This is a genomic window from Pseudarthrobacter sp. S3 (assembly GCF_050156905.1).
Lineage (GTDB): Bacteria > Actinomycetota > Actinomycetes > Actinomycetales > Micrococcaceae > Arthrobacter.
Window position 1 is genome coordinate 3,745,209 of the sequence record NZ_CP189583.1, and the last position, 25,859, is coordinate 3,771,067.

Annotated in this window: 18 protein-coding genes; 13 read left to right on the plus strand and 5 right to left on the minus strand. The window is 66.8% G+C overall.

Annotated elements, in window-relative coordinates:
* Nucleotides 1-28: 28 nt before the first annotated feature.
* The 7 genes from ACQCSV_RS18015 to ACQCSV_RS18045 all read left to right on the plus strand — a co-directional run bounded on the left by ACQCSV_RS18015 (nucleotide 29) and on the right by ACQCSV_RS18045 (nucleotide 6,789).
* Nucleotides 29-1,021: a LacI family DNA-binding transcriptional regulator gene (locus ACQCSV_RS18015; RefSeq protein ID WP_282331411.1), complete on the plus strand. Its 993-nt coding sequence runs from the start codon at nucleotides 29-31 to the stop codon at nucleotides 1,019-1,021.
* Between the two features lie 66 nt (nucleotides 1,022-1,087).
* Entirely contained in the window at nucleotides 1,088-2,251 is a 1,164-nt protein-coding gene (locus tag ACQCSV_RS18020; RefSeq protein ID WP_354154439.1) for a hypothetical protein, read from the plus strand.
* A gap of 65 nt (nucleotides 2,252-2,316) precedes the next feature.
* Nucleotides 2,317-2,994 carry an alpha/beta hydrolase gene (locus ACQCSV_RS18025; protein WP_354224378.1) on the plus strand — a complete coding sequence of 226 codons (678 nt, stop codon included), beginning with the start codon at nucleotides 2,317-2,319 and terminating at the stop codon, nucleotides 2,992-2,994.
* Nucleotides 2,991-3,926: an ester cyclase gene (locus ACQCSV_RS18030; RefSeq protein WP_354154437.1), complete on the plus strand. Its 936-nt coding sequence runs from the start codon at nucleotides 2,991-2,993 to the stop codon at nucleotides 3,924-3,926. The genes ACQCSV_RS18025 and ACQCSV_RS18030 overlap by 4 nt, the downstream gene beginning before the upstream one ends.
* Before the next feature lie 24 nt (nucleotides 3,927-3,950).
* Nucleotides 3,951-5,273 (plus strand): histidinol dehydrogenase, encoded by a 1,323-nt coding sequence (gene hisD, locus ACQCSV_RS18035; protein ID WP_354154436.1) that lies wholly within the window; start codon nucleotides 3,951-3,953, stop codon nucleotides 5,271-5,273.
* Nucleotides 5,270-6,043 carry an SDR family oxidoreductase gene (locus tag ACQCSV_RS18040; RefSeq protein ID WP_354154435.1) on the plus strand — a complete coding sequence of 258 codons (774 nt, stop codon included), beginning with the start codon at nucleotides 5,270-5,272 and terminating at the stop codon, nucleotides 6,041-6,043. The genes hisD and ACQCSV_RS18040 overlap by 4 nt, the downstream gene beginning before the upstream one ends.
* Nucleotides 6,040-6,789: an aldolase/citrate lyase family protein gene (locus tag ACQCSV_RS18045; RefSeq protein WP_354154434.1), complete on the plus strand. Its 750-nt coding sequence runs from the start codon at nucleotides 6,040-6,042 to the stop codon at nucleotides 6,787-6,789. Before ACQCSV_RS18040 ends, ACQCSV_RS18045 begins: the two co-directional genes overlap by 4 nt.
* 67 nt (nucleotides 6,790-6,856) lie before the next feature.
* Here ACQCSV_RS18045 and ACQCSV_RS18050 read toward each other — a convergent pair whose 3' ends face one another.
* The 4 genes from ACQCSV_RS18050 to ACQCSV_RS18065 form a co-directional block, all read right to left on the minus strand.
* A complete protein-coding gene (locus ACQCSV_RS18050) occupies nucleotides 6,857-8,344 on the minus strand; it encodes a M20/M25/M40 family metallo-hydrolase (protein WP_354224374.1) in 1,488 nt (495 codons plus the stop codon).
* Nucleotides 8,345-8,674: 330 nt separating this feature from the next.
* Entirely contained in the window at nucleotides 8,675-9,184 is a 510-nt protein-coding gene (locus ACQCSV_RS18055; protein WP_354224372.1) for a phosphotransferase, read from the minus strand.
* A 184-nt stretch (nucleotides 9,185-9,368) separates the two neighbouring features.
* Nucleotides 9,369-11,372, minus strand: a complete 2,004-nt coding sequence (locus tag ACQCSV_RS18060; RefSeq protein WP_426938901.1) for a vWA domain-containing protein — start codon at nucleotides 11,370-11,372, stop codon at nucleotides 9,369-9,371.
* Between the two features lie 42 nt (nucleotides 11,373-11,414).
* A complete protein-coding gene (locus ACQCSV_RS18065; protein WP_354154430.1) occupies nucleotides 11,415-12,803 on the minus strand; it encodes a sigma 54-interacting transcriptional regulator in 1,389 nt (462 codons plus the stop codon).
* 236 nt (nucleotides 12,804-13,039) lie between these two features.
* Here ACQCSV_RS18065 and ACQCSV_RS18070 point away from each other — a divergent pair, with 236 nt between their 5' ends.
* The 6 genes from ACQCSV_RS18070 (at nucleotide 13,040) to ACQCSV_RS18095 (ending at nucleotide 22,129) form a co-directional block, all read left to right on the plus strand.
* Nucleotides 13,040-13,633, plus strand: a complete 594-nt coding sequence (locus ACQCSV_RS18070; protein ID WP_354154429.1) for a TetR/AcrR family transcriptional regulator — start codon at nucleotides 13,040-13,042, stop codon at nucleotides 13,631-13,633.
* 74 nt (nucleotides 13,634-13,707) lie between these two features.
* Nucleotides 13,708-15,246: an aldehyde dehydrogenase family protein gene (locus ACQCSV_RS18075; RefSeq protein WP_426938902.1), complete on the plus strand. Its 1,539-nt coding sequence runs from the start codon at nucleotides 13,708-13,710 to the stop codon at nucleotides 15,244-15,246.
* Entirely contained in the window at nucleotides 15,247-16,902 is a 1,656-nt protein-coding gene (locus ACQCSV_RS18080) for a GMC family oxidoreductase N-terminal domain-containing protein (RefSeq protein WP_354154428.1), read from the plus strand.
* Between the two features lie 121 nt (nucleotides 16,903-17,023).
* Nucleotides 17,024-18,601, plus strand: a complete 1,578-nt coding sequence (locus tag ACQCSV_RS18085) for an APC family permease (RefSeq protein WP_354154611.1) — start codon at nucleotides 17,024-17,026, stop codon at nucleotides 18,599-18,601.
* A gap of 145 nt (nucleotides 18,602-18,746) precedes the next feature.
* Entirely contained in the window at nucleotides 18,747-19,301 is a 555-nt protein-coding gene (locus tag ACQCSV_RS18090; protein ID WP_354154427.1) for a hypothetical protein, read from the plus strand.
* Nucleotides 19,298-22,129 (plus strand): ATP-binding cassette domain-containing protein, encoded by a 2,832-nt coding sequence (locus ACQCSV_RS18095; protein ID WP_354154426.1) that lies wholly within the window; start codon nucleotides 19,298-19,300, stop codon nucleotides 22,127-22,129. The genes ACQCSV_RS18090 and ACQCSV_RS18095 overlap by 4 nt, the downstream gene beginning before the upstream one ends.
* Here the strand turns inward: ACQCSV_RS18095 and metH are convergent.
* A complete protein-coding gene (gene metH / locus ACQCSV_RS18100) occupies nucleotides 22,119-25,769 on the minus strand; it encodes a methionine synthase (protein ID WP_426938903.1) in 3,651 nt (1,216 codons plus the stop codon). The genes ACQCSV_RS18095 and metH overlap by 11 nt on opposite strands.
* Between the last annotated feature and the right edge of the window lie 90 nt (nucleotides 25,770-25,859).

Consider the following 25,859-nt stretch of genomic DNA (forward strand, 5'->3'; position numbering starts at 1 on the left):
CCACCCGACCCCGGAAAGTGAGGCAACAATGGTTGCCACCAGTCGTGACGTTGCCCGCTTGGCGGGCGTGTCCCAGCCGACGGTTTCGCGCGCCCTGCGCGGGGATCCCCGGGTCACCGTGGAGACGCGCCGCCGCATCGCGGATGCGGCGGCGGCCCTGAGCTATGTCCCCAGCCAGATGGGCCGTTCACTCTCAACGCAGGCCACTCAGCGGGTAGCCATGGTCGCCGACCTGGCCAACCCCCTCTACCCGCTGATACTTCCGGCGATCCACGACGCCCTGGCCGGCCGCGGCTACCGGATGGTTCTGATGGCCGAACGCGAGGATGACGATGCTGCCTACTCGCCACTTCTGGACCGCTCCGTCGACGGGGTGCTGCTCACGACCACGCGGCGGGAGTCAACAATGCCATTTGAGCTCCAGCAGCGAGGCATCCCCATGGTCATGCTGAACCGCATCGGCGGAATCGTGGCAGCAGACAGCGTGGTCGCTGACAACCTGCAAGCGGGCCGGGTAGCAGCCCAGATGCTTGTCTCTGCCGGCCACAAAGAGATCGGGCTGATAGCAGGGCCGGCCGCGGCCTCCACCAGCACCGACCGCGAGGCCGGAATCCGGGAGGCACTGGCTGACTCCGATATCCCCTTGCGTTCCTCGCAAGTTGCGCGCGGGTGGTTTGGGCATGATTCCGGGGTTTCGGGGATGCGCAAGCTCATGGCACTGGAGCGCCCACCCCGCGCCGTCATCTGCATCAGCGACTCGGTCGCCATCGGCGCGTTGAATGCGGCCCGGGAGCTTGGCCTCCGGGTGCCCGAGGACGTAGCTCTGGTCGGGGTTGACGATATCCCCACCTCCGGCTGGCCGATCTGCAACCTCAGCACCGTCGCCATCCCCTTGGCCGACATGGCCAGGGATGCCGCGAATCTTCTGGTGGACAGGCTGACGGGGGTTGTGGCCGGGGACCCGGTGCGCCGGATCCACCCGGTGCGCGCCGTGCCCCGCGGCACGCACACCGCCTCCTAGTCGACGCACGTCCCAATCCGCGAGCGAAACCTTGACATGCATCCGATACATACGTATACATGACCCATGGACGTTAACGTGAAGCAGAAAACAGCAACCCAGGTCGTCGATGAAAATGAGCTGAGGCGCCGGACCATCCGCCGCAGTGACTATGTCAGCTGCAACCAGGCCTTCATCGACTGCCGCACCCCCGGGAGCGACACCAAGGAGAACTACTCGATCATTGGGCCGGGGGTGACCCAGAGCGCACAACAGGTCGTGAACCTTCGGGAACCGCACGGCTTCAATATCGGGGCCGCCGCCATGCCGGATGGCGTGGTGAACAACCTCCATCTCCACTTCACTGCCGAAGTGTTCCTGAACTGGAGCGGAACCTGGCAGATGCGCTGGGGCGCGGACGGCAGCGACGGCGAATTCATCTGCGAAGAGGGCGATATCGTCAGCGTTCCCACCTGGATCTTCCGTGGATTCACCAATGTGGGAGGTTCGCACGGTTGGCTGTTCACTGCCCTGGGCTTCGACAACACCGGAGGCATCATCTGGGGACCCTCGGTGCTGAAGGAGGCCGAAAAGCATGGCCTCTTCCTGACCCTGGACAACGAGCTGATCGATACGGTGGCCGGCGACACGATCCCGGAAAACGTGGAGGTCGTTCCGCCCCTGCCCCAGGCCGAGATCGACAGGCTGCGCACCTGGACCGCCGAGCAGATGCAGCAACGTGTGGTCCGCCAGCGCGATCTGAAGTGGAGCAGCCAACCGTTCCTGTGTAATGAACTGCCCGGCGGCGGGGCCGAGCTCGCCACGGTCATCGGTTACGGAATGACAGAGGACCGGGACCAGGTACCGCCGATACACTACCCGCACAACTTCAACCTCGCGTGGCTGCGTGCGGTCAAGGACGAGGGCATGCTCCAGCATCGCCACGACCACAGCCAGGTGTTGATGGGCTACCGCGGCACATGGCTGGTGACCCTGAACGACGGCGACCACAAGGTGGCGACCGTCCTCCGTCCCTACGACACGATTTCCGTGCCGGCGGGAGCCTGGCGGACCTTCACCGCAATGGATGACGAGGCCCAGATGCTGGTCGTGAACAGCGGCGACGGGCGCGTCCGTCTCGAATGGCCGTCCGAAACCATCCGGCACGCCGAAGACAAAGGCCACGCCGCCGACGCCGCTGGCTACGTCGCCGCGTGGAACGTCGTCCGATACTCCACAATCGACGACTGAGCGGGCAGATCATGGGGCCTCGCCCAGCGACACAACGGATCCGTACCTGGATCCGGGTGCCGGGCATGCTGTGCACCGCCGAAATCTTTACCGCTATGGATCCCTACCTCTGCCTAGGCGGCGCGACAGTGGACACACGGATCGAGGGCACCACCTTGGACGAAGCGGCGGAGCATCTCCTCGAGCTTGCCCGGAGGCAGGAGGGGCCGGTGGGGATCATCGGACTCTCACTGGGTGCAATTGTCGCGATGGCCGCGGCAGTGAAAGACCCGTCAATTTTCCACGCCGCAGTCCTGATCTCGACCAACCCCCGGGGACCCAGGCCCGAACAGATGCAGGCCTGGGAAGAATTGGTCCGACGCAACACGGCTGGCGCCTTCCCCGAAATCGCCGGTGACCTCGCGCCTGCCCTGTTCGCGCCGGCACGGATCACCGCCGCCCTACTCAGGACCGGAACAGCCATGGCCGAACACCACGGACCGCGAGTCTTCGCCGACCAGCTGGGCATACAACGGAGCCGCCGGGACCTTCGTACCGAGCTGCCACGGGTCGGCGCACGGACGCTGGTCCTCGCCGGATCCGAAGACCAGCTATGCACGCAGGACATGCACCAAGACATCGCCGCCGCCATGCCACACGCCGAACTTCACATCATGTCCGGCGCCGGCCATCTCATGACCCTCGAGGACCCGGCATCAACGGCCAACACCATCAACCACTGGAATCGAAGGAAAACTTCATGACAACCACCCCCCCGGGGCTGCGGGCCTACGGGTTCGACGGCCCCGTCGACTACATCGAACGCATCACCTACGACATCTGGAACCTGCCCCACCGCGATCTCGAGCTCATCCGCAAGTACTACGCGCCCAGCACGGCAATCCACCTCGACGCCGGCGACCTGGTGGGCGACGAGATCGTCATCGCCAACACCCATGCGCGGCTGGGTACCTACCCGGACTTCCACGGCGTCATCGATGACACGATCTGGACCGGTTCCGAAGAGGAAGGTTACCGGACCTCCATGCGCTGGACCTGGACCGGGACCGACACCGGCGGGACCGTCTACGGCCCCGCCACCGGGCGACCGGTGACATTCACCGCGATAGCCAACTGCATTGTGCACGGCGAAGTCATCGTCGAGGAATGGCTGGGTGCTAACCCGTTCGCCCAGGCACGTCAGCTGGGCTACTCCCTCGAGGAAGCCGTGCAGGCTACTCGATATCCCGCATCGCCCCGGGTGGCGCGCCCGTCCTTTGAGTTCACCCGCAGTACAGAGGGAGACCTGGTCCAGCAGGCATTTACCAGCGCCTTGGAAGGCCGGCTCGAATCCGGGCTCTATGCCGCCGATTGCCTCACCGACTTTGCCCCGGACCTCCAGCAGATCGGCGCCGCCGCCGTGGTGGAGTGGGCCGACGGTCTGCGCGCCGCCCTCGGACCCCTTGTCGTGGAGGTCGATGACCAGTACTCGCTGCCGGCCTCGGACACACTGCCGCTGCGCGTTGCCACCCAGTGGCGGATCGCGGGCACCGGAGCCAGGGGCCCTGTCGAGTTCAGCCTCATCAGCCACCACCATCTCGTTGAAGGCCGCGTCACGGCGCAGTGGCTGGCCTACGACGAACTCGCCCTCGCCCACCAGGGCATTGCTTTGCCCCAGCCAGCCACCGCCGCCTGATCACCAACCTTCCCGGAGAAAACTATGTCGCAGATCCTTAAGTCAGCCCTCCCGACCGGCCATACCGGCAGCAGCAAGCCGGAAGTCCGGGCCACCGTCGAGGCAATCATTGACGATATTCGTACCCGCGGGGACGTTGCCGTCCGCGAATACTCGGAGAAATTCGATGGTTGGAGCCCCGAATCCTTCCGGCTCACTCTCGAGCAGATCGAGGAGATCATTGCCACCCTGCCCCGGCAGGTGATCGATGACATCACGTTCGTCCAGGACCAGGTCCGCCGCTTCGCCCAGGCCCAGCGTGATTCCATGACGGACATTGAAATCGAGACGCTTCCCGGGGTCCGGTTGGGGCACCGGCACCTCCCTGTCGCCTCCGCCGGGGCCTACATCCCCGGCGGCCGCTACCCCCTGACCGCTTCAGCGCACATGACCATCATCACGGCCAAAGTCGCCGGCGTGCCCCGTGTGGCCGCGTGCACCCCGCCCATCCGCGGTAAGATCCCCGCAGCGACCATCGCGGCCGCACACATGGCGGGCGCGGATGAGATCTATCTGCTCGGCGGTGTGCAGGCCGTGACGGCCCTCGCCGTGGGTACCGAGGAAATTCCCAAAGTGAATCTCATTGCCGGCCCGGGCAATGCCTTCGTAGCCGAAGCCAAACGCCAGTTGTTCGGCGAGGTCGGCATCGACCTTTTCGCCGGTCCGACCGAGATCCTGGTCATCGCCGACGAGTACGCGGACCCGTTCATTGTCGCCGTGGACCTGCTCAGCCAGGCCGAACACGGCCCCGACTCCCCGGCCGTGCTCATCACCACCAGCGCCGCACTGGGCGCCCGGGTGCTGGAACATATTGAGCAGATCCTGCCGGGCATGCCCACCAAGGACTACGCCGGGCCGGCCTGGCGGGACCACGGCCAGATCCATGTCGTCGACACCCTTGACGAGGCCTATGCCTTGGCGGACACTTTCGCCTCCGAGCATGTCGAGGTCCTGACCCAGGAGCCCCGCGAGGCCTTGGATAAGATGCATGAGTACGGCGCGCTGTTCCTCGGCGAGGGCACCTGCGTCTCCTACGGCGACAAAGTTATCGGCACCAACCATGTCCTTCCCACCAAGGGCTCAGCCCGCTACACCGGCGGCCTTTGGGTGGGCAAATACCTGAAGACCGTCACCCACCAGGAAGTTACCGACACCGCATCCTCGGCGCTCCTAGGCGAGATCTGCGGCCGCGCCAGCAGGGTCGAATCCTTCGAAGGCCACGCCCGTTCCGGTGACGTCCGGGCCACTAAGTATGCCGGCGCCGACCTGCCCTGGGCCACCCTGCCAGTGACCGTGGACCAGCCGTGACAGGGCCATTGGCAGGACGCACCGCACTGGTCACCGGCGCCGGCAACGGCCTTGGCCAGGCGATGACCAAGCACCTGGTGGAGGCAGGCGCCCGGGTCATCATGGTCGGCCGGAACCTAGACAAACTCGTCCAGACCCGCGATGAACTCGGACTGACCGGGGACCAGTCCAGATTGGAAAGCTGCGACGTCGCCGATCCAGCCTCGGTCGATCAACTGGCACTGAGGCTCCGGGACGAATCCGTATCCATTCTGGTAAACAACGCTGGGATTCCCGGGCCGGTGTCCGACTTGGTCGACATCGATCCGGACGACTGGGACAACGTCTTCGCCACCAACGTGCGTGGCGTCTACCTGATCTGCCGGGCCTTTCTTCCTGCCATGATGAAATCCCGCAGCGGCGACATCATTAATATCGCATCAGTGAGCGGGAAACGGCCGCTGGTTGGGCGGACTCCCTACTGTGCATCGAAGATGGCCGTGATCGGGCTGACCACTACCCTGGCTGCCGAGGCCGGCCCGTATGACATCCGCGTCAACAGCCTCTCGCCCGGCCCGGTCCGTGGACCACGGATGGAACGCAACTTCCGGCTGGAAGCTGAACGCTCAGGAACCTCCTACGATCAGGCCGAGGCAGACTTCGTCTCCCGGGCAGCCCTGGGCCGCATGGTAGAGGAAGAGGAAGTCGGCCAGGCCCTGGTCGCGATACTGCAGATGCGAGGACTCACCGCAGCAGACATCGATCTGTCGGCCGGCATGGTGGCCCGATGATGTCAGGACGGTCACTGGAGCCGCTCAAAACACGCCTCGCCGCCGGCGACCGACTGCGCGGCCTGCTCGTCCGCGTGCCGGCACCGATGCTGATAGACATGGCCGGGACCAACGGTTACGACTTCATTTTCCTCGACACCGAACACGGGATCGCCGATCAGAAGGACATCGCCGAGCACATCACCGCCGCCCGGGCCGCGGGGCTTCCGACGCTGGTGCGCATCGGAGAAGGGGAGGCCGCCCTGGCGCTACGGGTTCTCGATGCCGGCGCGGAGGGCGTCATCGTGCCGCACGTCCGCACAGCCGAAGAAGCTTCGGCCGCGGTCCGTATGTCCCATTACCCGCCTCTCGGGGACCGTGGCTTCGCCACCTACACGGCTGCGGGCCAATGGGGCAAAACCTCCCCGGCAGACCACGCCGCGCAGACCGCAGCCCGGACCCTAGTCATTGCAATGATTGAGGACGCCGATGGCGTATCCAACGCCGGCGCCATCGCACAGACCCCCGGTGTAGATGTCATCTTCGTGGGCCCTTCGGACCTGGCCGCGGCTTTGGGATATGACGCAGCCCGGGCGGACGACGCCCGGCTGCAGGTCTGGGCTGCTGCGGCAGGGCGCCCTGTCATGGCAATCGCCTCCACCGCGTCCCAGGCCCGCAAGGCCTGGGAACAAGGAGCCGCGATGGTGGTCCTGAACGCGCAATCAGCCATCGACGACTGCCTGGCTGACTGGGCGGCCACGTCCTGAAGACATCAAAAGGAGGGGCTCCGGTCGGCACAACCGGAGCCCCTCCTTTCGTCATGTTGTGACGGCGTCAGTCCGCCACCGACGTACGGGCCGCTGCGTCGGCAAAGTCGCCAAGATAGTCGACGGTGAAGTGCATCAGCTTCTCCACAGAACCCACCGTGAAATACTCGTCAGCGGCATGGGCCCGATCGCCATGGCCGAGCCCTGCCACACTGAACGGGATCTGCTTGCCCAAAGCGGTGAAGAGCGAGGCCGGGCAGCAGTTGTTCGCGATCGGCCACACCGCTGTCTCCACCCCGTATCGGGCGGCCGTGACAATCCCCGCATCCAGCAGGACATCATGGTCATCGGGCATCGACGGCGCACCGGCATAACCGCGCGGAATGTCAATGTCCACGTGGCCGAAGCCTCGCCGGTCCAGATGCCCGCGCAGGGCCTTGACAAACTCCTCTGGAGTCAACCCGGGCGGAAACCGGAAATCAACTCTAGCGCTGGCTTCCCCGGGGAGCGAGGTATAGAACGTCGGGCCCTGGTAGCCCCCGGTAATACCCTGGATGTTCATATTGACACCGGTCATGTAATTTTCCACATGGTCCGCAATGTCTTTACCGGCCAGCGCCCGTTCAACGTGCAGGTTGCCCAGCATATTTGCCGACCATGCTGGATTCTCACGGAAACCGGCCGATACCTTGGCGATGTCGTCGGCGAACTGCAGCGAGGCCGCCTCCGCGACAGCTCCTACCCCATCGATGGTGACCCGTTGCTCATCGTCATACATCGTGCCCAGGGCCCGCACCAGCTGCATCATGGGAGCGTCGATCCACGCCGAATTCCCAGCCCAGATATGCCGCCCATCGGCAGGACCGCCCCATGCACCGCCACGGCAAGTAATCTGTGCAAACACACACCCCTTAAACCCACGGCGGACCGTCATGACGCCCGAGGAATTCTGCTGCATGCAGGGCAGCCAGATGCCGTCGGCACTCAGCAGCAGCTCCCGGTGTTCCTCCACAAATCCCGGCAAGCTCGGGCTGCCGATCTCCTCTTCTCCTTCTATCACGAAGATCAGGTTGACCGGCAACTCCACACCGGCCTGCTGCATGGCCTCGACCGCGAGAATCGCGGCGATCACAGGTCCCTTGTGATTATTGGCACCCCTGCCGGCCACCACCGGGCCAAGGTGGGGCAACAGTCCGAGATCGCGGGCATCAATAACCTCAGCTGCCAGCGGGTCCACCGTCCACTCATGCGCCATTGTCGGCGTCACATCGTATAGTCCATACACAATCAAGGTGGGAGCCGACGGCATAGATGACCGGGCCGTCCCCAAAACGACCGGATAGCCTGCCGTGGGAACGATCGCGGCGTCAGGGCACACACGGCCCAACAGTGCGGAAAAATACTCCGCAGCAGCTCCGATCCCCTCACCGGTGTCGCTGAATGAAGGCATGCGCAACGCGCGGCGAACCTCCTCCAACGCCGCATCGCCTTCGGCGTCGATGATCTGATGGGCCGGAGTGGACTCCGCACGTGGACCGCTGATTTTTGCATTCATCCAGCAATTATCAGCTATGCATACGTATACCTCAATCCCGTGCCACGTGCGGTCCCGGAACAGCTGAGTTAAATAGTTCCGCGTACGGCGTCCGGCCGGAGACGGAACAAGTCAGAACGACCTGCGCCGGAACGCGGGGTAGCGGAAGTGCGAGCCACCTGGATCACCGGTATTGCTCCGGGGAAACGTGCACCCAACACGGCCAGCTCACTACTTCAGGTCGTTATCCGCCGCTTCCTGCCTGTGGTTGTTCCCTGAGTCAGCCCTCCAGGACCTGCCTGATCCCGAACTCGCCTACGGCGAACATCCGCGGGTTGTCGTCGGAGTTGCTCAGCATGGCGGTGGACAGGACGAGAGCCCAGCCCTGGCCCTCATCCAGGTGTCCCCTTGCACCGCAGGGCCAAAGGCGTCGATGACGCGCTGGCGGGCGCCGGCGTCGAACATCAGCCACGCCACCGCAAGATCGACAGCCGGGTCCCCGGCCCCGACGTCGCCGAAATCGATAACACCAGCCAGCGTGCCGTCCTCCGCCAGCAGAATGTTGCCCGGGTGAAGGTCCCCATGGAGCATCATCGCCGGACCATCCCCGGCATCTGCGGTGCAGGCCTGCGCCCATACGGCGCCGAGTGCTGCCGTCTGCGGGTAGCGCTCGCGGTCCCCGAGCCGTTCCGCCACCCCCGAGTCACGATCTGTCAGCGGCACACCGCGGAACGGATTCACCGGGACGCCGGCTTCGGCGGGCATGTGGAGCGACAGGAGGAATGCGGCCAGACCTTCAGCGGCCGGTCCGCGCTCAGCGGGGTCGACGTCAGCCGCGGCGGCGCCTGGGATCCACCGCACGATGCTCCACGGCCACGGAAAGTCCGACGTCGGCCGGCCGGCGTGGACGGGTCCCAGCCATTCGCAACCCGTGCCAGAGGAAGATCGCGGAGGTCGGGACGCTGCTGCCGGACAAGGCACTGGACGACCGTCTCGCTCACGTCCACCGTGGCTGGTGGCATTTCCGCACCTGCCGAACGGCCAGCTATTGTGCCCAGTCGGCGTCGTCGTAGGGACGGCCCCGGAAGTGGGCGCGGAGGTACTCCCCCACCACGGCGGCCCCCAGATCATCGGTCTCGGGCGCCACCACCCGGCCGCCAACCCGGCGCGCCATCCGCTGGACGAACCGTTCCAGGCCTGGATCGTCGCCGAGCCGGAAGAAGGTGGCCTGGGTGCCGGCACGCCCCAGGCGGTCCAGTTCGGCCACGGTGATCCGGATGGTCTCCGGGTCCGGCGGGTAGTCGAACCAGGTCTCGCCGCCGGGAAGCAGGTGCGCGGTTGGTTCGCCGTCGGTCACCACCAAGAGGACCGGCTGCATGGACGGGTGCTTGCGGAAGAACCGGCCGGCCAGCAGTAAACCGTGGTGCAGATTGGTTCCCTTGCTCTGGAAGGGCGGCAAGGCGGTGAGCTCGCCAATGTCCATGGGCTGCGCGTAACGGCCGAACGTGATCAGCTGCAGCCGGTCGCCGCGGAAGCGCGTTGTAATGAGGTGGTGCAGGGCGAGCGCGGTTCGTTTCATGGGCACCCAGCGTCCTTGGGCGGCCATCGAGAAGGACACGTCCACGAGCAGGACCACGGCGGCCTGGGTGCGCGCCTCAGTTTCCGCCACCTCAATGTCGTCCGCGGCGAGGCGCAGCCCGCTGCCCGGGTCTCCGCCGTCGGCAATCGTCCGGCGGATCGCGTTGGTGATGGTCCGCGTAACGTCCCACGGCTCGGCGTCACCGAACTCCCACGGGCGGCTGGAGCCGGTCTGCTCCCCCGCTGCCCCGGCAACGCGCGTGTCCCGGCGCCCCTGCCGGCTGGAGAGTCGCTTCGCCGTATCCCGCAGCAGCGCCCGCCCGAGCCGCCGCATAGACTGCGGTGACAACCGGAGATCGCCGTCCGCCCCGCGTTGGAGGTACCCGCCGTCGTGCATTGCGCGCTCAATCTCCGCAAGGGTGCGTGCCGTCACGGCGGCATCCTGCCCGAGCTGGCGGGCGAGCGCGTCGAGGTCCAGGTCGTCCAGGCTGGATCCGTTGTAGGACTGGGAGAGCTGCTCGGACAGCTCGTCCAGCTCGGCGAGGTCCTGCAGCATACCCGTGCCGTCGCCCAGGCCGAGCCCCTCCTCGCCCTCGAAGCGTTCGGAGCCGGTCCAGTCCTCGCCGGGGCGCAGAGCGCGCAGGTTGTCGTCGAGTTGGCCGAGCTGGGCCATGAGTTGGGGCGAGCCGAACGCCTGGGCGGAGAGGTTCATCAGCTCCTCCCGCTGCTCCTTGGACATGGATTGCAGCATCCGCTGGGCTGCGGCCGCGCGCTGGGCGAGTGCGTCGATCAGATCCTCGACGGACTGTGGACTCTCGGGAAAGTGGTGGCCGTGTTTGGCCATGAAGTTCTGGAAGTCCGTGTCGGTGTCCTCGCCGCGCCGGTGTTTGTCGAGGAGCCCGTTGAGGTCCTGCAGCATCTCGTTGACGGCCGCACGGTCCTCATCGGTGGCGTTCTCCAGCGCCTGCTTCATGCCGGCGAACCGCTGGTCAAGGACCTCGCGGCCCAGCAGGTCCTTGATCCGCTCGTAGGCTTCCCGGGCCGTGCTCGACTGCCAGTCATAGGAGGCCAGTTCGTTGACCGCTGCAGCCGTGGACCGGGGCAGGTTCTGCAGCTGCATCTCCCGGAGGGCGCGGTCGGTGTTGTCCATCATGGCGTCGCGGGCCAGCTGTTTGCGTTCCTCCAGCACCGCGGTGTCCAGCAGTTTCTGGACTTCGTTCAGGGTGCCGTCCAGCTTGTGCCGGCCCAGGAGGTCCTTGCGGCGCTGCTGGACGCGGCCGGCGAGGTCGTCCAGGCCTTCGCGGCTGCGGCCGCCGCGGCGCAGGTACTCCTGGAGGGCGTGCCGGGGTGAGTAGCCGGCCATGACGTCCTCGGCCACGGCGTCCAGCGCTTCCGCCAGGTCCACCGGCGGCGCGAGCGGATCCGGCCCGCCCCTGTACCGGCTGTACCTGGACCGGTTGTGAACGCTCATGGCCCTCCTGTCCTCAAGCTTTCGAACTACGCGAGGTAGCTTTTAGCCGTAAACCGTCGCCTCGTCGTCGGACTCCTTGGCGATCCGCCGTGCGAGGTAGAGGCCTTCCAAGGCCAGTTCGACGGCGGCGGCTCGCTGCCCGTCGTTCGTCGCCCCCAGGCGCTCACTGATGTCGTCGTAGAGGCGGGAGCCGTTGAGCGACGGGAGGTTGTCCAGGAACTCCCGCGCGGTGACCAGTTCCCCGGTGGTCACCGTGGTGTGGCCGTCGAGCGCGGCCACAAGCTGCCCCATGTCGATGCCATGGAAGTGCGCCCGCACAGCTTCCGCGGTGGCCATGCGCAGGAGATGGTCCAGAATCTCCTGTTCACGCCCTTCCTCACCGGACTCGAACTCAATCTTGCCGCCAAGGACTTCCACCGCCGCGTCCAGGTCGATGATCCGGGCCACGGCCTCATCCTCGCCGCGCACACTGGCCCGGCGAAGGGCTGCCGCGGCGACGGTTTCGGCGCCCGCGATGGCGAAGCGTGCGGACACCCCGGAGGTCTGGTTGATCGCCGGGGACTGCCGCAGCGCCCGGGTGTAACGGGCCAGGATCTCGAGGATGACGGGCGGGACGCCGGCCACCAGCTGCCCCTCCTGCTTGATGACGGCCACCTCGTCGTCAAGCTCCAGGGGGTAGTGGGTGCGGATCTCGGCGCCGAAGCGGTCCCGCAGCGGCGTGATGATCCGGCCGCGGTTCGTGTAATCCTCGGGGTTGGCGGACGCGACCACGAGGACGTCCAACGGCAGGCGCAGCACGTAGCCGCGGATCTGGATGTCGCGTTCCTCCATCACGTTCAGCATCGAAACCTGGATGCGCTCGGCGAGGTCGGGCAGCTCGTTGATGGCTATGATTCCGCGGTTTGAACGCGGGACCAGGCCGTAGTGGATGGTTTCCGGGTCCCCGAGGCGTCGGCCCTCGGCCACGCGCATCGGGTCGATGTCCCCGATCAGGTCGGCGACGGAGGTGTCCGGCGTCGCGAGCTTTTCGACGTACCGTTCGGAGCGGTGGCGCCAGGCCACCCGCAGCCGGTCCCCTTCGGTGAGGACGCGGGCACGGGATTGCTCGGTGATGGGTTCGTACGGGTGTTCGTTGAGTTCCGATTCCTCGATCACCGGCGACCACTCGTCCAGCAGCCCGGCCAGGGTGCGCAGCAGCCGGGTCTTGCCCTGCCCCCGTTCGCCGAGCAGGACGATGTCGTGGCCGGCGAGCAGGGCCCGCTCGAGCTGGGGCAGGACGGTCCGGCTGAAACCGAACATCCCGGGCCAGGGATCGGTGCCGGCGGCGAGCGCGGCGAGCAGGTTGTCGCGGATTTCGCGGCGCAGGTCCTTGTGCACGTGGCCGGAGGCACGCAGTTCACCAACGGTGAAGATATCGGGGCGATCACTCACTCCTCTACGGTAGACCTCTACAGGGCGGGGATCGAGAGATTTGTCCAGATTCCCTGCTCTCAGGCCGCTGTGCGTCTTACGCTTGATCCTGATGACTGCAGCCATGCCGCCGGAATCGCCGGCACCTCCTTCGGGTCCGGCTGGCACCCCCGCTTCTTTTGGTGCGCCACGGGGAGACCCCGGTCATGCGGCCCCTGAAAGTGCACTTGGTAGGGCTTAGGCAATAGTCTGGCCAGATGGGGACCAAGGCCGTGAACACCGGCGAACAGATGGACAGACAGTCGCGTATTCTCGAGGCGGCGCTGGATCTGCTGTCCCGCCACGGCATCTCGGGTGTGAGCATGCGGGCTGTGGCCCGCGAAGCTGGCGTCGCGCTTGGCCTGGTGAACTACTACTACGACGACAAGACGAGCCTGATACGGGCTGCCCTGCGCCGGGTCGACGAGCACGACCTTCTGCTGGTGGCGCCGGACCCGTCGTCAGGCCCGGAGGAACAGTTGCGCCAGGCCCTGCGGCGAGTGGCAGCCGCTGACCTGCTGACCACCCGTTATCTGTCCCTGCGCCTCCACCTTTGGGCCCTGGCCCAGGCGGACGAGGGCTATGCCCAGATCAACGCCGAGGCCTTCGACCGCTATCTCGACGGCCTCGCTGCACTGGTTTCCAACGCCCTACCCGGCCTCTCCTGGGAGGCCTGCCGGGAGCGGGCGGCCGACATTGTGGTCATCCAAAACGGCATGTGGCTGACGGCGCTTCTCGGCGTTGATGAGGCCTCCATCCAGAGAAGTATCGCCCGCACGGAACAGATCGCCTTCGCGCCGCTTAAGGAGTAGGCCCGCCACGTAGCATTGAACGAGTGTTCAAAAAAGTATTGAACACTCGTTCAATGTCAGCTACTGTCCTTCCTATGACTTACGCCACACCCCTTCGGGACGTCCCCCACACCAAAAAAACTGAAACAGCCTCCACCCTGTTCATCAACGGTGCTTGGGAGGCAGCCGCCTCGGTCGCTGTCCGCGAAATCCGAAACCCCGCCGACGGCGAACTGGTAGCCACGGTCTCGGAGGCCGGCCGGGAGGATGCGGAACGCGCCATTGCCGCAGCCCGTGCAGCCTTCGACTCCGGAACCTGGTCGAACATCCCGGCCCCCGAGCGCGGCACCTTCCTCCTGAAAGTCGCCGCCGGACTGCGCGAACGCCGGGAAAAGTTCGCCCGCGCCGAGTCGCTGGACACCGGCAAGCGCATGGTCGAAAGCCGCATCGACATGGACGATATTGCCGCCTGCTTCGAGTACTTCGGCAGGCTCGCCGGGCAGCAGGCGGGCCGCATGGTCGACGCCGGGAACCCCGCCGTCGTCAGCAAAATCGTCTACGAACCCGTTGGCGTCTGCGGCCTGATCACGCCGTGGAACTACCCCCTGCTCCAGGCGGCGTGGAAGATCGCGCCCGCACTGGCCGCCGGCTGCACGTTCGTCCTCAAGCCCTCCGAGCTGACCCCGTCCACAGCCATCCTGGCCATGCAACTGCTTCAGGACCTCGGCCTGCCGGACGGCGTCGCCAACCTCGTGACCGGCGCCGGCGCGGAGGCGGGCGCACCGCTCTCGGAACACCCAGCCGTCGACCTCGTGTCCTTCACCGGCGGGCTGGAAACCGGCAAGCGCATCGCGGCGGCCGCCGCCGGCACCGTCAAGAAGGTGGCCCTGGAGCTTGGCGGCAAGAACCCCAACGTGGTGTTCGCGGACGCGGACTTCGATGCCGCCGTCGACAATGCCCTGAATGGCGCGTTCGTCCACTCCGGGCAGGTCTGCTCCGCCGGGGCGCGGCTGGTGGTGGAGGAATCGATTGCCGAACGCTTCGTGGACGAGCTGGTCCGGCGTGCCCGGGACGTCCGGCTCGGCGGGCCATTCGATGACGCGGCAGAAACCGGCCCGCTGATTTCGGGGGCCCACCGCGACAAAGTCCACGCCTACGTTCAGCGCGGCATCCAGGAGGGTGCTCGGCTGCGGACCGGCGGCGCGGCGCCGCAAGGAGAAAAATACGACGGCGGGTTCTACTACCAGCCCACCATCCTGGACCGGGTGGAAAGAGGCATGTCCGTGGTCATCGACGAGGCGTTCGGCCCGGTGGTGACGGTGGAAACGTTCCGCACCGAGGACGAAGCGGTAGCTACCGCCAACGACACCATCTATGGCCTGGCCGGCGCAGTCTGGACCCAGGACGCCGGCAAGGCGCAGCGCGTGGCATCCCGGCTGCGGCACGGCACGGTCTGGATCAACGACTACCACCCCTACCTCCCCCAGGCCGAGTGGGGCGGCTTCGGGCAGTCCGGCGTCGGCCGCGAGCTTGGCCCCACAGGGCTGGCCGAATACCAGGAAGCCAAGCACATCTACCAGAACACCAGCCCGCAGGTGACCGGCTGGTTCGCCGACCACGGCAAGGAGAACTAGATGCACTACGACACCATCGACGACGCCACCGAGCGTGGGTTCGACTACATCGTCATCGGCGGCGGATCCGCAGGTGCCGCCGTCGCCGCCCGGCTGAGCGAGGATCCGGACGTCACCGTGGCCCTCGTGGAGGCCGGCCCGGATGACCGCAACCTGCCCGAAATCCTGCAACTGGACCGCTGGATGGAACTGCTCGAATCCGGCTACGACTGGGACTACCCGGTGGAACCGCAGGAAAACGGCAACTCCTTCATGCGCCACGCCCGTGCCAAGGTGATGGGCGGCTGCTCGAGCCACAACTCCTGCATCGCCTTCTGGGCACCGCGCGAGGACCTGGACGAGTGGGAGTCAAAGCACGGCGCCACCGGCTGGAACGCCGATGCCGCCTGGCGCCTCTACAAGCGGCTGGAAACCAACGAGGACGCCGGCCCGGACGCACCCCACCACGGGGACTCCGGACCCGTGCACCTGATGAACGTGCCCCCGGTGGACCCTGCCGGCGTCGCGCTTCTGGACGCCTGCGAACAGACGGGCATTCCCCGTGCGAAGTTCAACACCGGAACCACCGTGACCAACGGGGCCAACTTCTTCCAGATCAACCGTCGCGCGGACGGCACCCGGGCCTCCAGCTCGGTCTCCTACATCCATCCCATCATCGACCGCGAAAACTTCACCCTGCTCACGGGCCTCCGCGCCCGCCAGCTGGTGTTCGACGCGGACAAGCGCTGCACCGGCGTGGACGTGGTGGACTCCGCCTTCGGCCGGACCCACCGGCTCTCCGCCCACCGCGAGGTCATTCTGTCCACCGGCGCCATCGACTCCCCCAAGCTGCTGATGCTCTCCGGGATCGGCCCGGCAGCCCACCTGGCTCAGCACGGCATCGAGGTGCTGGTGGACTCCCCCGGCGTGGGCGAAAACCTGCAGGACCACCCCGAAGGCGTGGTCCAGTTCGAGGCTAGACAGCCCATGGTGCAGACCTCCACCCAGTGGTGGGAGATCGGCATCTTCACCCCCACCGAGGAGGGCCTGGACCGCCCGGACCTGATGATGCACTACGGTTCGGTTCCGTTCGACATGAACACCCTGCGGTACGGCTACCCGACCACCGAGAACGGCTTTTCCCTCACCCCGAACGTCACGCACGCCCGCTCCCGCGGCACCGTCAGGCTGCGCAGCCGCGATTTCCGCGACAAGCCCATGGTGGATCCGCGCTATTTCACGGATCCCGACGGCCACGATATGCGGGTCATGGTGGCCGGCATCCGCAAGGCGCGCGAAATCGCCGCCCAGCCCGCCATGGCCGAATGGACCGGCCGCGAGCTATCGCCCGGCGTCGAGGCGCAGACGGACGAGGAGCTGCGGGAGTACATCCGCAAGACCCACAACACCGTGTACCACCCGGTGGGTACGGTCCGGATGGGGCCGCCCGACGACGGGATGTCACCGCTGGATCCCGAGCTGCGGGTCAAGGGCGTCACCGGCCTGCGCGTGGCGGATGCCTCCGTGATGCCTGAACACGTCACCGTCAATCCCAACATCACCGTCATGATGATCGGCGAGCGTTGTGCTGATTTGATTCGGGCCGACCTCATCCGCGCCGGCCACACCGATGGCGCTGTAAGGGAAGGGGTGGAGCTCAGCCCGTCCTTCGCCTGAGAGGCGAACTCTGGAGGCTTTTTGATCCCGCGTCCAATGGTGGCCGCGGGGTGCATCGTCGTACTTTTCTGACATAGGAGTTCACATTTTGGAACCCAGCAAGAGTATTGATTCAAGCGGCATGGACGAATTTGGCTACACCCAGACCCTGGACCGGAGCATCGGCAAGTTTGCCAGCTTCGCCGCAGGTGTCAGCTACATCTCCATCCTCACCGGCGTCTTCCAACTGTTCTACTTTGGTTTTTCCATGGCCGGACCGGCGTACGCCTGGTCCTGGCCCATCGTCTTCGTCGGCCAGCTGATGGTGGCGCTGTGTTTTGCCGAACTGGCGGGCCGGTACCCCGTCGCCGGGTCGGTGTACAACTGGGCCAAGCGGCTCTCGTCCGGGACCTCGTCCTGGCTGGCCGGCTGGCTGCTGATGCTGTCCTCCATCATGGCGCTCGGGTCAGTGGCGCTGGCCCTGCAGCTCACCCTGCCGCAGCTCTGGTCCGGCTTCCAGTTCGTCGGTGACGGCACCGGTCCCTACGACTTCGCCATGAACGGCGTGGTGCTGGCCACCATCATGATCACCATCTCCACGCTCATCAACGCGTTCGGCGTGAAGCTGATGACCAGGATCAACAGCATCGGCGTCTTCGTAGAGCTGACCGCGGCCGTGCTGCTGATCCTGGCGCTGGGCTGGCACGTGGTGCGGGGCCCCGAGGTCTTCTTCGACACCGCCGGCTTCGGCGAGGGCCACGACCTGGGCTTCTTCGGCGTCTTCCTGATCGGCGCCATGGCGTCCGGCTACGTCATGTACGGCTTCGACACCGCCAGCTCCCTCGGCGAGGAAACGAAGGACCCCAAGCGCACGGCACCCAAGGCCATCCTGCGCGCCGTCACGGCCTCGTTCGTGCTGGGCGGGCTGATTCTGTTCTTCGGCATCTTGGCCGCACCGGACCTGAACGACCCCCTGGTGGGATCTGCCGACGGCGGCCTCCAGTACATCGTGCTCTCCGTCCTCGGCGGGCCTTTCGGCAAGGCCTTCCTGGCATGCATCGTGGTGGCCGTTGTGGTCTGCACCCTGGCTGTCCACGCTGCCGCCATCCGCATGATGTTCGCCATGGCCCGGGACAACAACCTGCCGTTCAGCCGGCAGCTCAGCAAGGTGGACCCGGTCCGCAGGACCCCCAAGGTCGCGGCGATCGTGATCGGTGTCATCGCCGTCATCCCGCTGCTGGTCAACGTCACGCAGCCTGCCATCTTTACCATTCTGTCCAGCATCAGCATCGTCCTGATCTACCTGTCCTACCTCCTGGTCACGGTTCCCCTGCTGCGGAAGCGGCTCCTGAAGCAGTGGCCGCTGCGGGATGAACAGTCCGAATCCGGGTTCACAACAGGCAAATGGGGACTGCCGGTGAACATCGTGGCGGTCCTCTGGGGCGGGGCCATGACGGTGAATCTGGTGTGGCCCCGCCCGGAGATCTACAACTCGGTGCCGCCCTTCGAGTGGTACCTGCAGTGGGGCGGGGTGATATTCGTGGCCGCCGTGATCATTGGCGGGACCCTGCTCTACCGCCTGAAGATCCGCCACCAGACCGGGGTGCTGGCCGAGCACGCCGCGGCAGTCGCAGCGCATCCGTCGTCGGCGGGCGCCGTGCCGCACGAAGCCCCGGAGGATGCCCTAAAAGTCAAGGTAGCCGCGTCGGAAGCGCAGTAACGCCCAGCAGCAAGGCCGACGACGGCACTCACGTGAGTGCCGTCGTCGGCCTTTTGTGCCGGTGGCCCCCGCGCATATGAGTGACCTAACGTCACACAACGTGACGGCCTCCGGATCCGGACAAGCAACGCCCTACCCTTGAAGCGTGACTTTGACTACGATCCGCACCGCCGCCGCGAGCTCCCTCGCCGCCGCCGGTCTCCTGTTTACCCTCGCCGCCTGTTCCGCACCGGCCGCGACCCAGCCAACCACCGCTGCCCCCACGACGACGGCAACGGCCTCACCCAGCGCCTCTGGACCCTGCGCGGGCGTGAAGGTCATCGTCGATTCGGGCGCCCTGAAGCAGGCTGCTGCCGATACCTCCGTGTGCGTGGCTGTGGACGCGGCGACTCCCGTTTCCAAGGTGCTCGACGAGGCTAAGGTGAAAACCGTGGGCACTACCGACTACCCCAATGAACTGGTGTGCCGTGTGAATGGTGTGCCCGCCGCAGACTTCGACATCACCCACAAGGGCGGCACGTACCGGGAAGAGTGCGGCAAGATGCCCGCCGCCTTCGCCTACTGGTCTCTCTGGGTTAAGCCGGCCACCGGCGACTGGGCCTACGCGCAGGAAGGCCTCGCCACCCTCCAGGTAAGCCCGGGTGAGAGCCTGGAACTGCTGTACACGCTCGACGGCGAACCGGCCGCACCGGCAGCATGACCTTTCGACCCGCGCCGTTACGCGCAGCGGCGGCTCTGGCCGTCGTCTTCATCGCGGCGCGGGTCATCTACCGCATCCTTTTCAACGGGGCGGGCATTGGCGAACCGGTCCTGCTCGACCTGCCGGCGGTTCGGCTGCCTGCCCCCTACGCGCATGTGGTCTTCCTCGGTCCGGTCACCGGATCTGGCCTGTGGCAGGCGGTCCTGTCCGCCCTGCCGATTGCCGGGATGTTCCTCGCTTTCGGTCTGCTCAACGCCTGGGTAGATGTGGCCCGCGGCTTTGTCCACCTGGCCCGCCGCGGTCCCATGCAGGGCCTGGCCCGGACGCTTGTGGTGGCGTGGGCGGCGCTCCCGGCACTCTCCGACGCCGTGACCTCCGTCCGCCTGGCGTTCCGGTTGCGGGGCGAACGCTTCGGACCGCGCGCCCTAGTGCCCGTGCTCGAGCGCACCCTGGAGCACGCCAGCCGGGTTGCCGCGGCCCTGGAGCTGCGCGGGTTCGGGAGCCGGGCAGCACACCAATCCGCGCAAGGTACCGAAGCGCCGGTTACCGTCCGGGACGCAGAATTCCGCATCGGTGATGCGCAGGTGCGCGTTGCTGGTTTCACGCCGTCCAGCGGGTCCATAACGGTCATTACCGGGCCGACGGGCTCCGGCAAGTCCACCATCCTGCGGGGCATCGCCGGCCTCCTCTCACACGTTGACGGTGGAGAAATTGCCGGCACGGTGCTCGTCGCCGGAACGGACCGTGCCACCACGCCGCCGCGCGATACCGCCCGCCTCATCGGCGTCGTCCTGCAGAATCCCCGCGCCGCCTTCGCCTCCACCCGGGTCCGGGACGAAATCTCCCTGGCCCTTGAGCTGCGCTGTGTGGCTTCCGGTACCGCCAAGGCCAGGGTCCTGGAGGTCGCCGAGCGGATCGGTGTGACGGCGCTGCTGGACCGCACCATCAGCACCCTCTCCGCGGGTGAGGCAACGCTCGTAGCCATCGCCGCCGCAGTGGTGGAGCATCCGGCCCTGCTTTTGGTGGACGAGCCCCTGGCCGACCTTGACACCGCAGCACGCACACACGTTATCGCCGTGCTCCACGCCCTCGCCCGGGACGCCGGTGTCTGCGTCATCGTGGCGGAGCACCGGGCCGCGCCGCTCGTCCCGGTTGCCGGCTCCTGGTGGACCATTGACGACGGCGCCCTGGTACCCGGTGCCGCGCCGTCCGCTTCCCCGACGGTTGGGCACCCTACGCCGGCGCCGCCGGCGGAGCACACGCCTGTGCTGACGGCGGCAAACCTTGCGGTGCACCGCAAGGGCAAGCCGCTCGTGCTGGATGCGTCCCTGACCCTGCACCGCGGCGAAGTGGTGGCCTTGGTGGGGCCGAACGGGGCCGGGAAGTCGTCCCTCCTGGTGGCGCTCGCCCTCGGTGAAGGGACGGTTCGTCAAGGGACGGTCGACGGCGGCCGCGTCGCCCTCGTGCCGGACGCCTCGGACGACCTTTTCACGAGGGATACGGTGGCAGCAGAGCTCCACGCCGCCGAACGGCGCCAGACTCGCCGAAAGCACGTCGGGCACCCTGCGCCTGGCTCCGCGGCGTCACACCTGGCCCGCTTGCGGGGAGACGTCCGGATGCCCATTGGGCACGAGCATCCCCGGGACCTCTCTGCCGGGGAGCGCAGGATCCTGGCCATCGCGCTGCAGACCATGGACAATCCTCAAGTGCTCCTGATCGATGAACCCACCCGCGGACTCGATCCTGCCGCGCGCACCGCAGTCTCGGCGGCGCTGCGGGCCGCAGCGGACTCCGGTGCGGCGGTCCTGATCGCCACGCACGACCACGACTTTGCCCACGGCCTCGGCGCCCGGATCCTCCCGATGCGTGACGGCGTCGTGCCCTCCGTGGTGGCCGAAGTCCCGGAACCGCACCTACCGCTTCCCCGGCAAGCAGGTGCAAGACCAAAACCACGGGTCATCGAACCAGACATCCAGAGCGCGGCCAGACAGCACCGCATCCGGATGCCGCGCGGCGTTGAGCTCCCTGTCCTCGCCGCGGCCAACCTTCTTGCCCTCGCCGCGTTCTGCTGGCCGCTGCTCGCGGCGGCCTTCCCGGAGGATGCAGCCGCGGCCCTCCCCTACGCGGCGCTGGCCATCGCGCCGCTCGCTGCCGTCGCCGTCGTTGTGTCCATGGATGGCTCGGTCCGCTCCGCACACACGGTGGCGCTGCTCGGCGTCCTGGCCGCCGTAGGTTCCGCAGTTCGGGTGGCGAGCACCGGCGTCGGGGGCGTGGAGGCAGTCTTCATCCTGCTGGTCCTGGCCGGCCGGGCGTTCGGTGCCCGTTTCGGCATGCTCCTCGGCGCCGCCACCATCGCCCTCTCAAGCGCACTGTGGGGTGGCATCGGGCCCTGGACACCGTTCCAGATCTTCGCCTGTGCGTGGGTGGGCGCCGGGGCCGGCCTGCTCCCGCGCCGGGTGCGCGGGAAAGCAGAACTGTGGATGCTGGCCGGCTACGGCGCCGTGGCGTCTTACCTGTTCGGCCTGCTCACCAACCTGTGGTTCTGGCCCTTCGCGGTCGGTGCCGGCACGGGCATCTCCTACGTGCCCGGCGCGTCGCTGGGGACCAATATGAGCAGCTTCCTGCTCTACTCGCTGGTGACCTCGACGGCGGGCTGGGACACCCTGCGTGCCATCACCACCATCGTCGGAATCGCCGTGGTGGGGCGGGCCATTCTTGCCGCCCTGCGGCGGGTGAAGCCGGTCTCCAGCGCGGTTTCTGGACCCGGCGGGCAAGCCGGGCAGGCTCAATCCGACCAGGCCAAAGACCGGCTTCAACCTACACCTTGAAGTACTTCGCCTCCGGGTGGTGGAACACAAACGCGTCGGTGGACTGTTCGGGGTGCAGCATCAGCTCATCGCTCAGGACCACGCCCATCCTTTCGGGCTTCAGCAGCTCCGTCACCTTCCGGCGGTCCTCCATGTCCGGGCACGCAGGGTATCCGAGTGAGAACCGCGCACCACGGTAGTCGAGCTTGAACAGGCCGGCCTTGTCCTTCGGCTCCTCGGCCGCGAATCCCAGCTCCGAGCGGATGCGTGCATGCCAGAACTCCGCGAGCGCCTCGGTGAGCTGCATGACCAGGCCGTTGAGCTCGTAGTAGTCGCGGTAGTGGTTCCCGGCGAACAGCTCGGACGTCACCTCCTCGATCTTTGAACCGGCGGTGACCAGCTGCACCGGCAGGACGTCCACCTGCCCCGTCTCGCGCGAGCGCACAAAGTCGGCCAGGCACAGGTGCCGGTCGCGGCGCTGGCGCGGGAAGTCGAACCGCAGCCGCTCGGTGCCGATCGGACCGCCGGAACCACCGTCGGGGGCGAGCAGCCCCGCGGTGCCGAGGACGCCGTCGTGATCCTCCCCGTGGTGCAGCACCACCACCTGTTCCCCCTCGGAGACCACCGGGAAATAGCCGTAGGCGACGGACGCATCAAGCATGCCCTCGCCGAGGATGCGGTCCAGCCAGTACCGCAGGCGCGGCCGGCCCTCGCGCTCCACCAGTTCCTCGTAAGATGCGCCGTCATCGCCGCGGCCGGGCTTGAGCCCCCACTGCCCCATGAAGGTGGCGCGCTCGTCGAGCATGGCGGCGTAGTCGTGGAGTGCCACGCCGCGCACAATGCGCGTGCCCCAGAACGGCGGCGCGGGCACGAGGTTGTTGGCGGCCACGTCGGACCGGCCGGGCATTGCCTCCGGTTCGGTCACCGTGAACTTCGGGCCGCCTTTATGGATCCGCTTCTTCAGCGGCGGAAGGCCGACGGCGTCCGGGTCAGCGCCGCGGGCCACCTGCACCAGCGGTTCCATGAGGGCCAGGCCCTCAAAGGCGTCCTTGGCGTACCTGACGGTTCCTTCGAACTGCTCCGCCAGGTCCTGCTCCACGTAGGCGCGGGTCAGGGCTGCGCCGCCGAGGATGATGGGCCACTTCTTCGCCAAGCCGCGGGACTGGAGTTCCGCCAGGTTTTCTTTCATCACCACGGTGGACTTCACCAGCAGGCCGGACATGCCGATCACGTCGGCATTGTGCTCCTGCGCTGCGGCCATGATCTCGGCGATCCCCTGCTTGATGCCGATGTTGATGACTTTGTAGCCGTTGTTGGTGAGGATGATGTCCACCAGGTTCTTGCCGATGTCGTGCACATCGCCGCGCACGGTGGCGATCACCATGGTGCCCTTGCCCGAGGAATCCGATTTCTCCATGTGCGGCTCGAGCAGGGCCACCGCGTTCTTCATCACCTCGGCGGACTGCAGCACGAACGGCAGCTGCATCTCGCCGGCTCCGAAGCGCTCGCCCACCACCTTCATGCCCTCAAGCAGGTAGTCGTTGATGATGCCGAGCGGGGTCATGCCCTCGCCGCGAGCCAGGTCCAGGTCTCCTTCGAGGCCCTTGCCTTCGCCGTCGATGATGCGCCGCCCCAGGCGTTCGCCGGTGGGCAGCGCCGCAAGTTCTGCCGCGCGCTGGTCTTTCAGCGCCGCGGTGTCGACGCCGGCGAACAGGTCCAGCATGCTGTTCAGGGGGTCGTACGTGATGTTGCCGTCGGCGTCGTATTCGCGGCGGTCCCAGATGAGGTCCAGGGCAACTTTGCGCTGTTCTTCCGGCAGGGAGGCGAGCGGAACGATTTTTGCGGCGTCGATGATGCCGCTGGTCAGGCCGGCCTGCACGGCCTCGTGCAGGAACACCGAGTTCAGGGCCATGCGCGCTGCCGGGTTCAGGCCGAAGGACACGTTCGACACGCCGAGGGTGGTCTGGATGCCGGGATATTTCGTGGTGATCTGGCGGATGGCCTCGATGGTTTCGATTCCGTCCCGGCGGGTCTCTTCCTGGCCGGTGGCGATGGGGAAGGTCAGGGCGTCCACGATGATGTCCTCGACGCGCATCCCCCATTCGCCCACCAGGGCGTCGACGAGGCGCGAGGCGATGGCCACCTTGCCTTCAGTGGTGCGTGCCTGGCCCTGTTCATCGATGGTCAGCGCGATCACGGCGGCGCCGTGTTCCTTCACCAACGGCATGATGCGCGCGAAGCGGCTGTTGGGGCCGTCGCCGTCCTCGTAGTTGACGGAGTTGACCACCGGGCGTCCGCCGATGTGTTCGAGCCCGGCCTGCAGCACGGGCGGTTCGGTGGAGTCGATGACGAGCGGGAGCGTGGAGGCCGACGCGAACCGTGAGACGATCTCCTTGATGTCGGCCACGCCGTCGCGCCCCACATAGTCGATGCAGACGTCGAGCAGGTGCGCGCCAACACGGACCTGTCCGCGGGCAATATCAACGCAGTCATCCCAGCGCTCTTCGAGCATCGCCTGGCGGAACGCCTTCGAACCGTTCGCGTTGGTGCGCTCGCCGATGGCGAGGTACGCGGATTCCTGGTCGAAATTCACGTGGTGGTAGAGGGAAGCGATGCCGGCTTCCCGCTCGGTGGGAACGCGGCCGCCGTCGGCGCCCCTGCCGCCACTGGTGACGGCGCCGCTGGCGCGGAAGGGCGCAAGACGTTCGACGACGGCGGCCATGTGCTCCGGCGTCGTACCGCAGCAGCCGCCCACCAGGCCCAGACCGAATTCGCGCACGAACTGCTCGTGCGCGGTGGCGAGTTCGCTGGGTGAGAGCGGGTAGTGCGCGCCGTTAGGACCGAGCACCGGGAGGCCGGCGTTGGGCATGCAGGCGATCGCGACGGAGGACTGCTTGGAGAGGTGGCGGAGGTGCTCGCTCATCTCGTCCGGCCCGGTGGCGCAGTTCAGGCCGATGGCGTCGACGCCGAGCGGCTCGAGCGCGGTGAGCGCGGCGCCGATTTCGGAGCCCATCAGCATGGTTCCGGTGGTTTCGACGGTCACCTCGACGAAGATGGGGAGTCGGATACCGCGGGTGACGATGGCCTGCTTGCAGCCATTGACCGCGGCTTTGGTCTGCAGGAGGTCCTGGCTGGTCTCGATGAGGAAAGCGTCCGCGCCGCCGTCGATGAGGCCCTCGGCCTGCAGCGCGAAGGTCTGCTTGAGGTAGTCGTAGCTGGTGTGGCCCAGGCTGGGGAGCTTGGTGCCCGGCCCCATCGAGCCGAGGACCCAGCGCATGCGGCCGTCTGTTGCTTCTGCCGCTTCTGCGCGCTCGCGGGCAATTTCTGCGCCTTTGCGGGCGAGCTCTTCGATGCGGTCGTCGATGCCGTAATCGGAGAGGTTGGACCAGTTGGCGCCGAAGGTGTTGGTTTCCACGGCGTCGATGCCGGTGGCGAAGTACGCGTCGTGGATGTCCGCGAGGACATCGGGCCGCGTGGCGTTGAGGATTTCGTTGCAGCCTTCGAGCCCCAGGAAGTCTGTTTCGAGCGAGAGGTCCCGGCCCTGCAGCATGGTGCCCATCGCGCCATCGGCAATGACTACCCTTTGGTTTACTGCGTCCAGAAGCACCTGGGCGCGGACGGGGCGGGGGACGGACTCAATATCAAGCGCAAAACGAGGCATCTAAACAGATTACGGGTGTGGTCCGAACATTGCGCCGTGTTTCCGTGTACTACGACGGCGGGCGGTCGCCTCGCTAGGACCTTCGGCAGC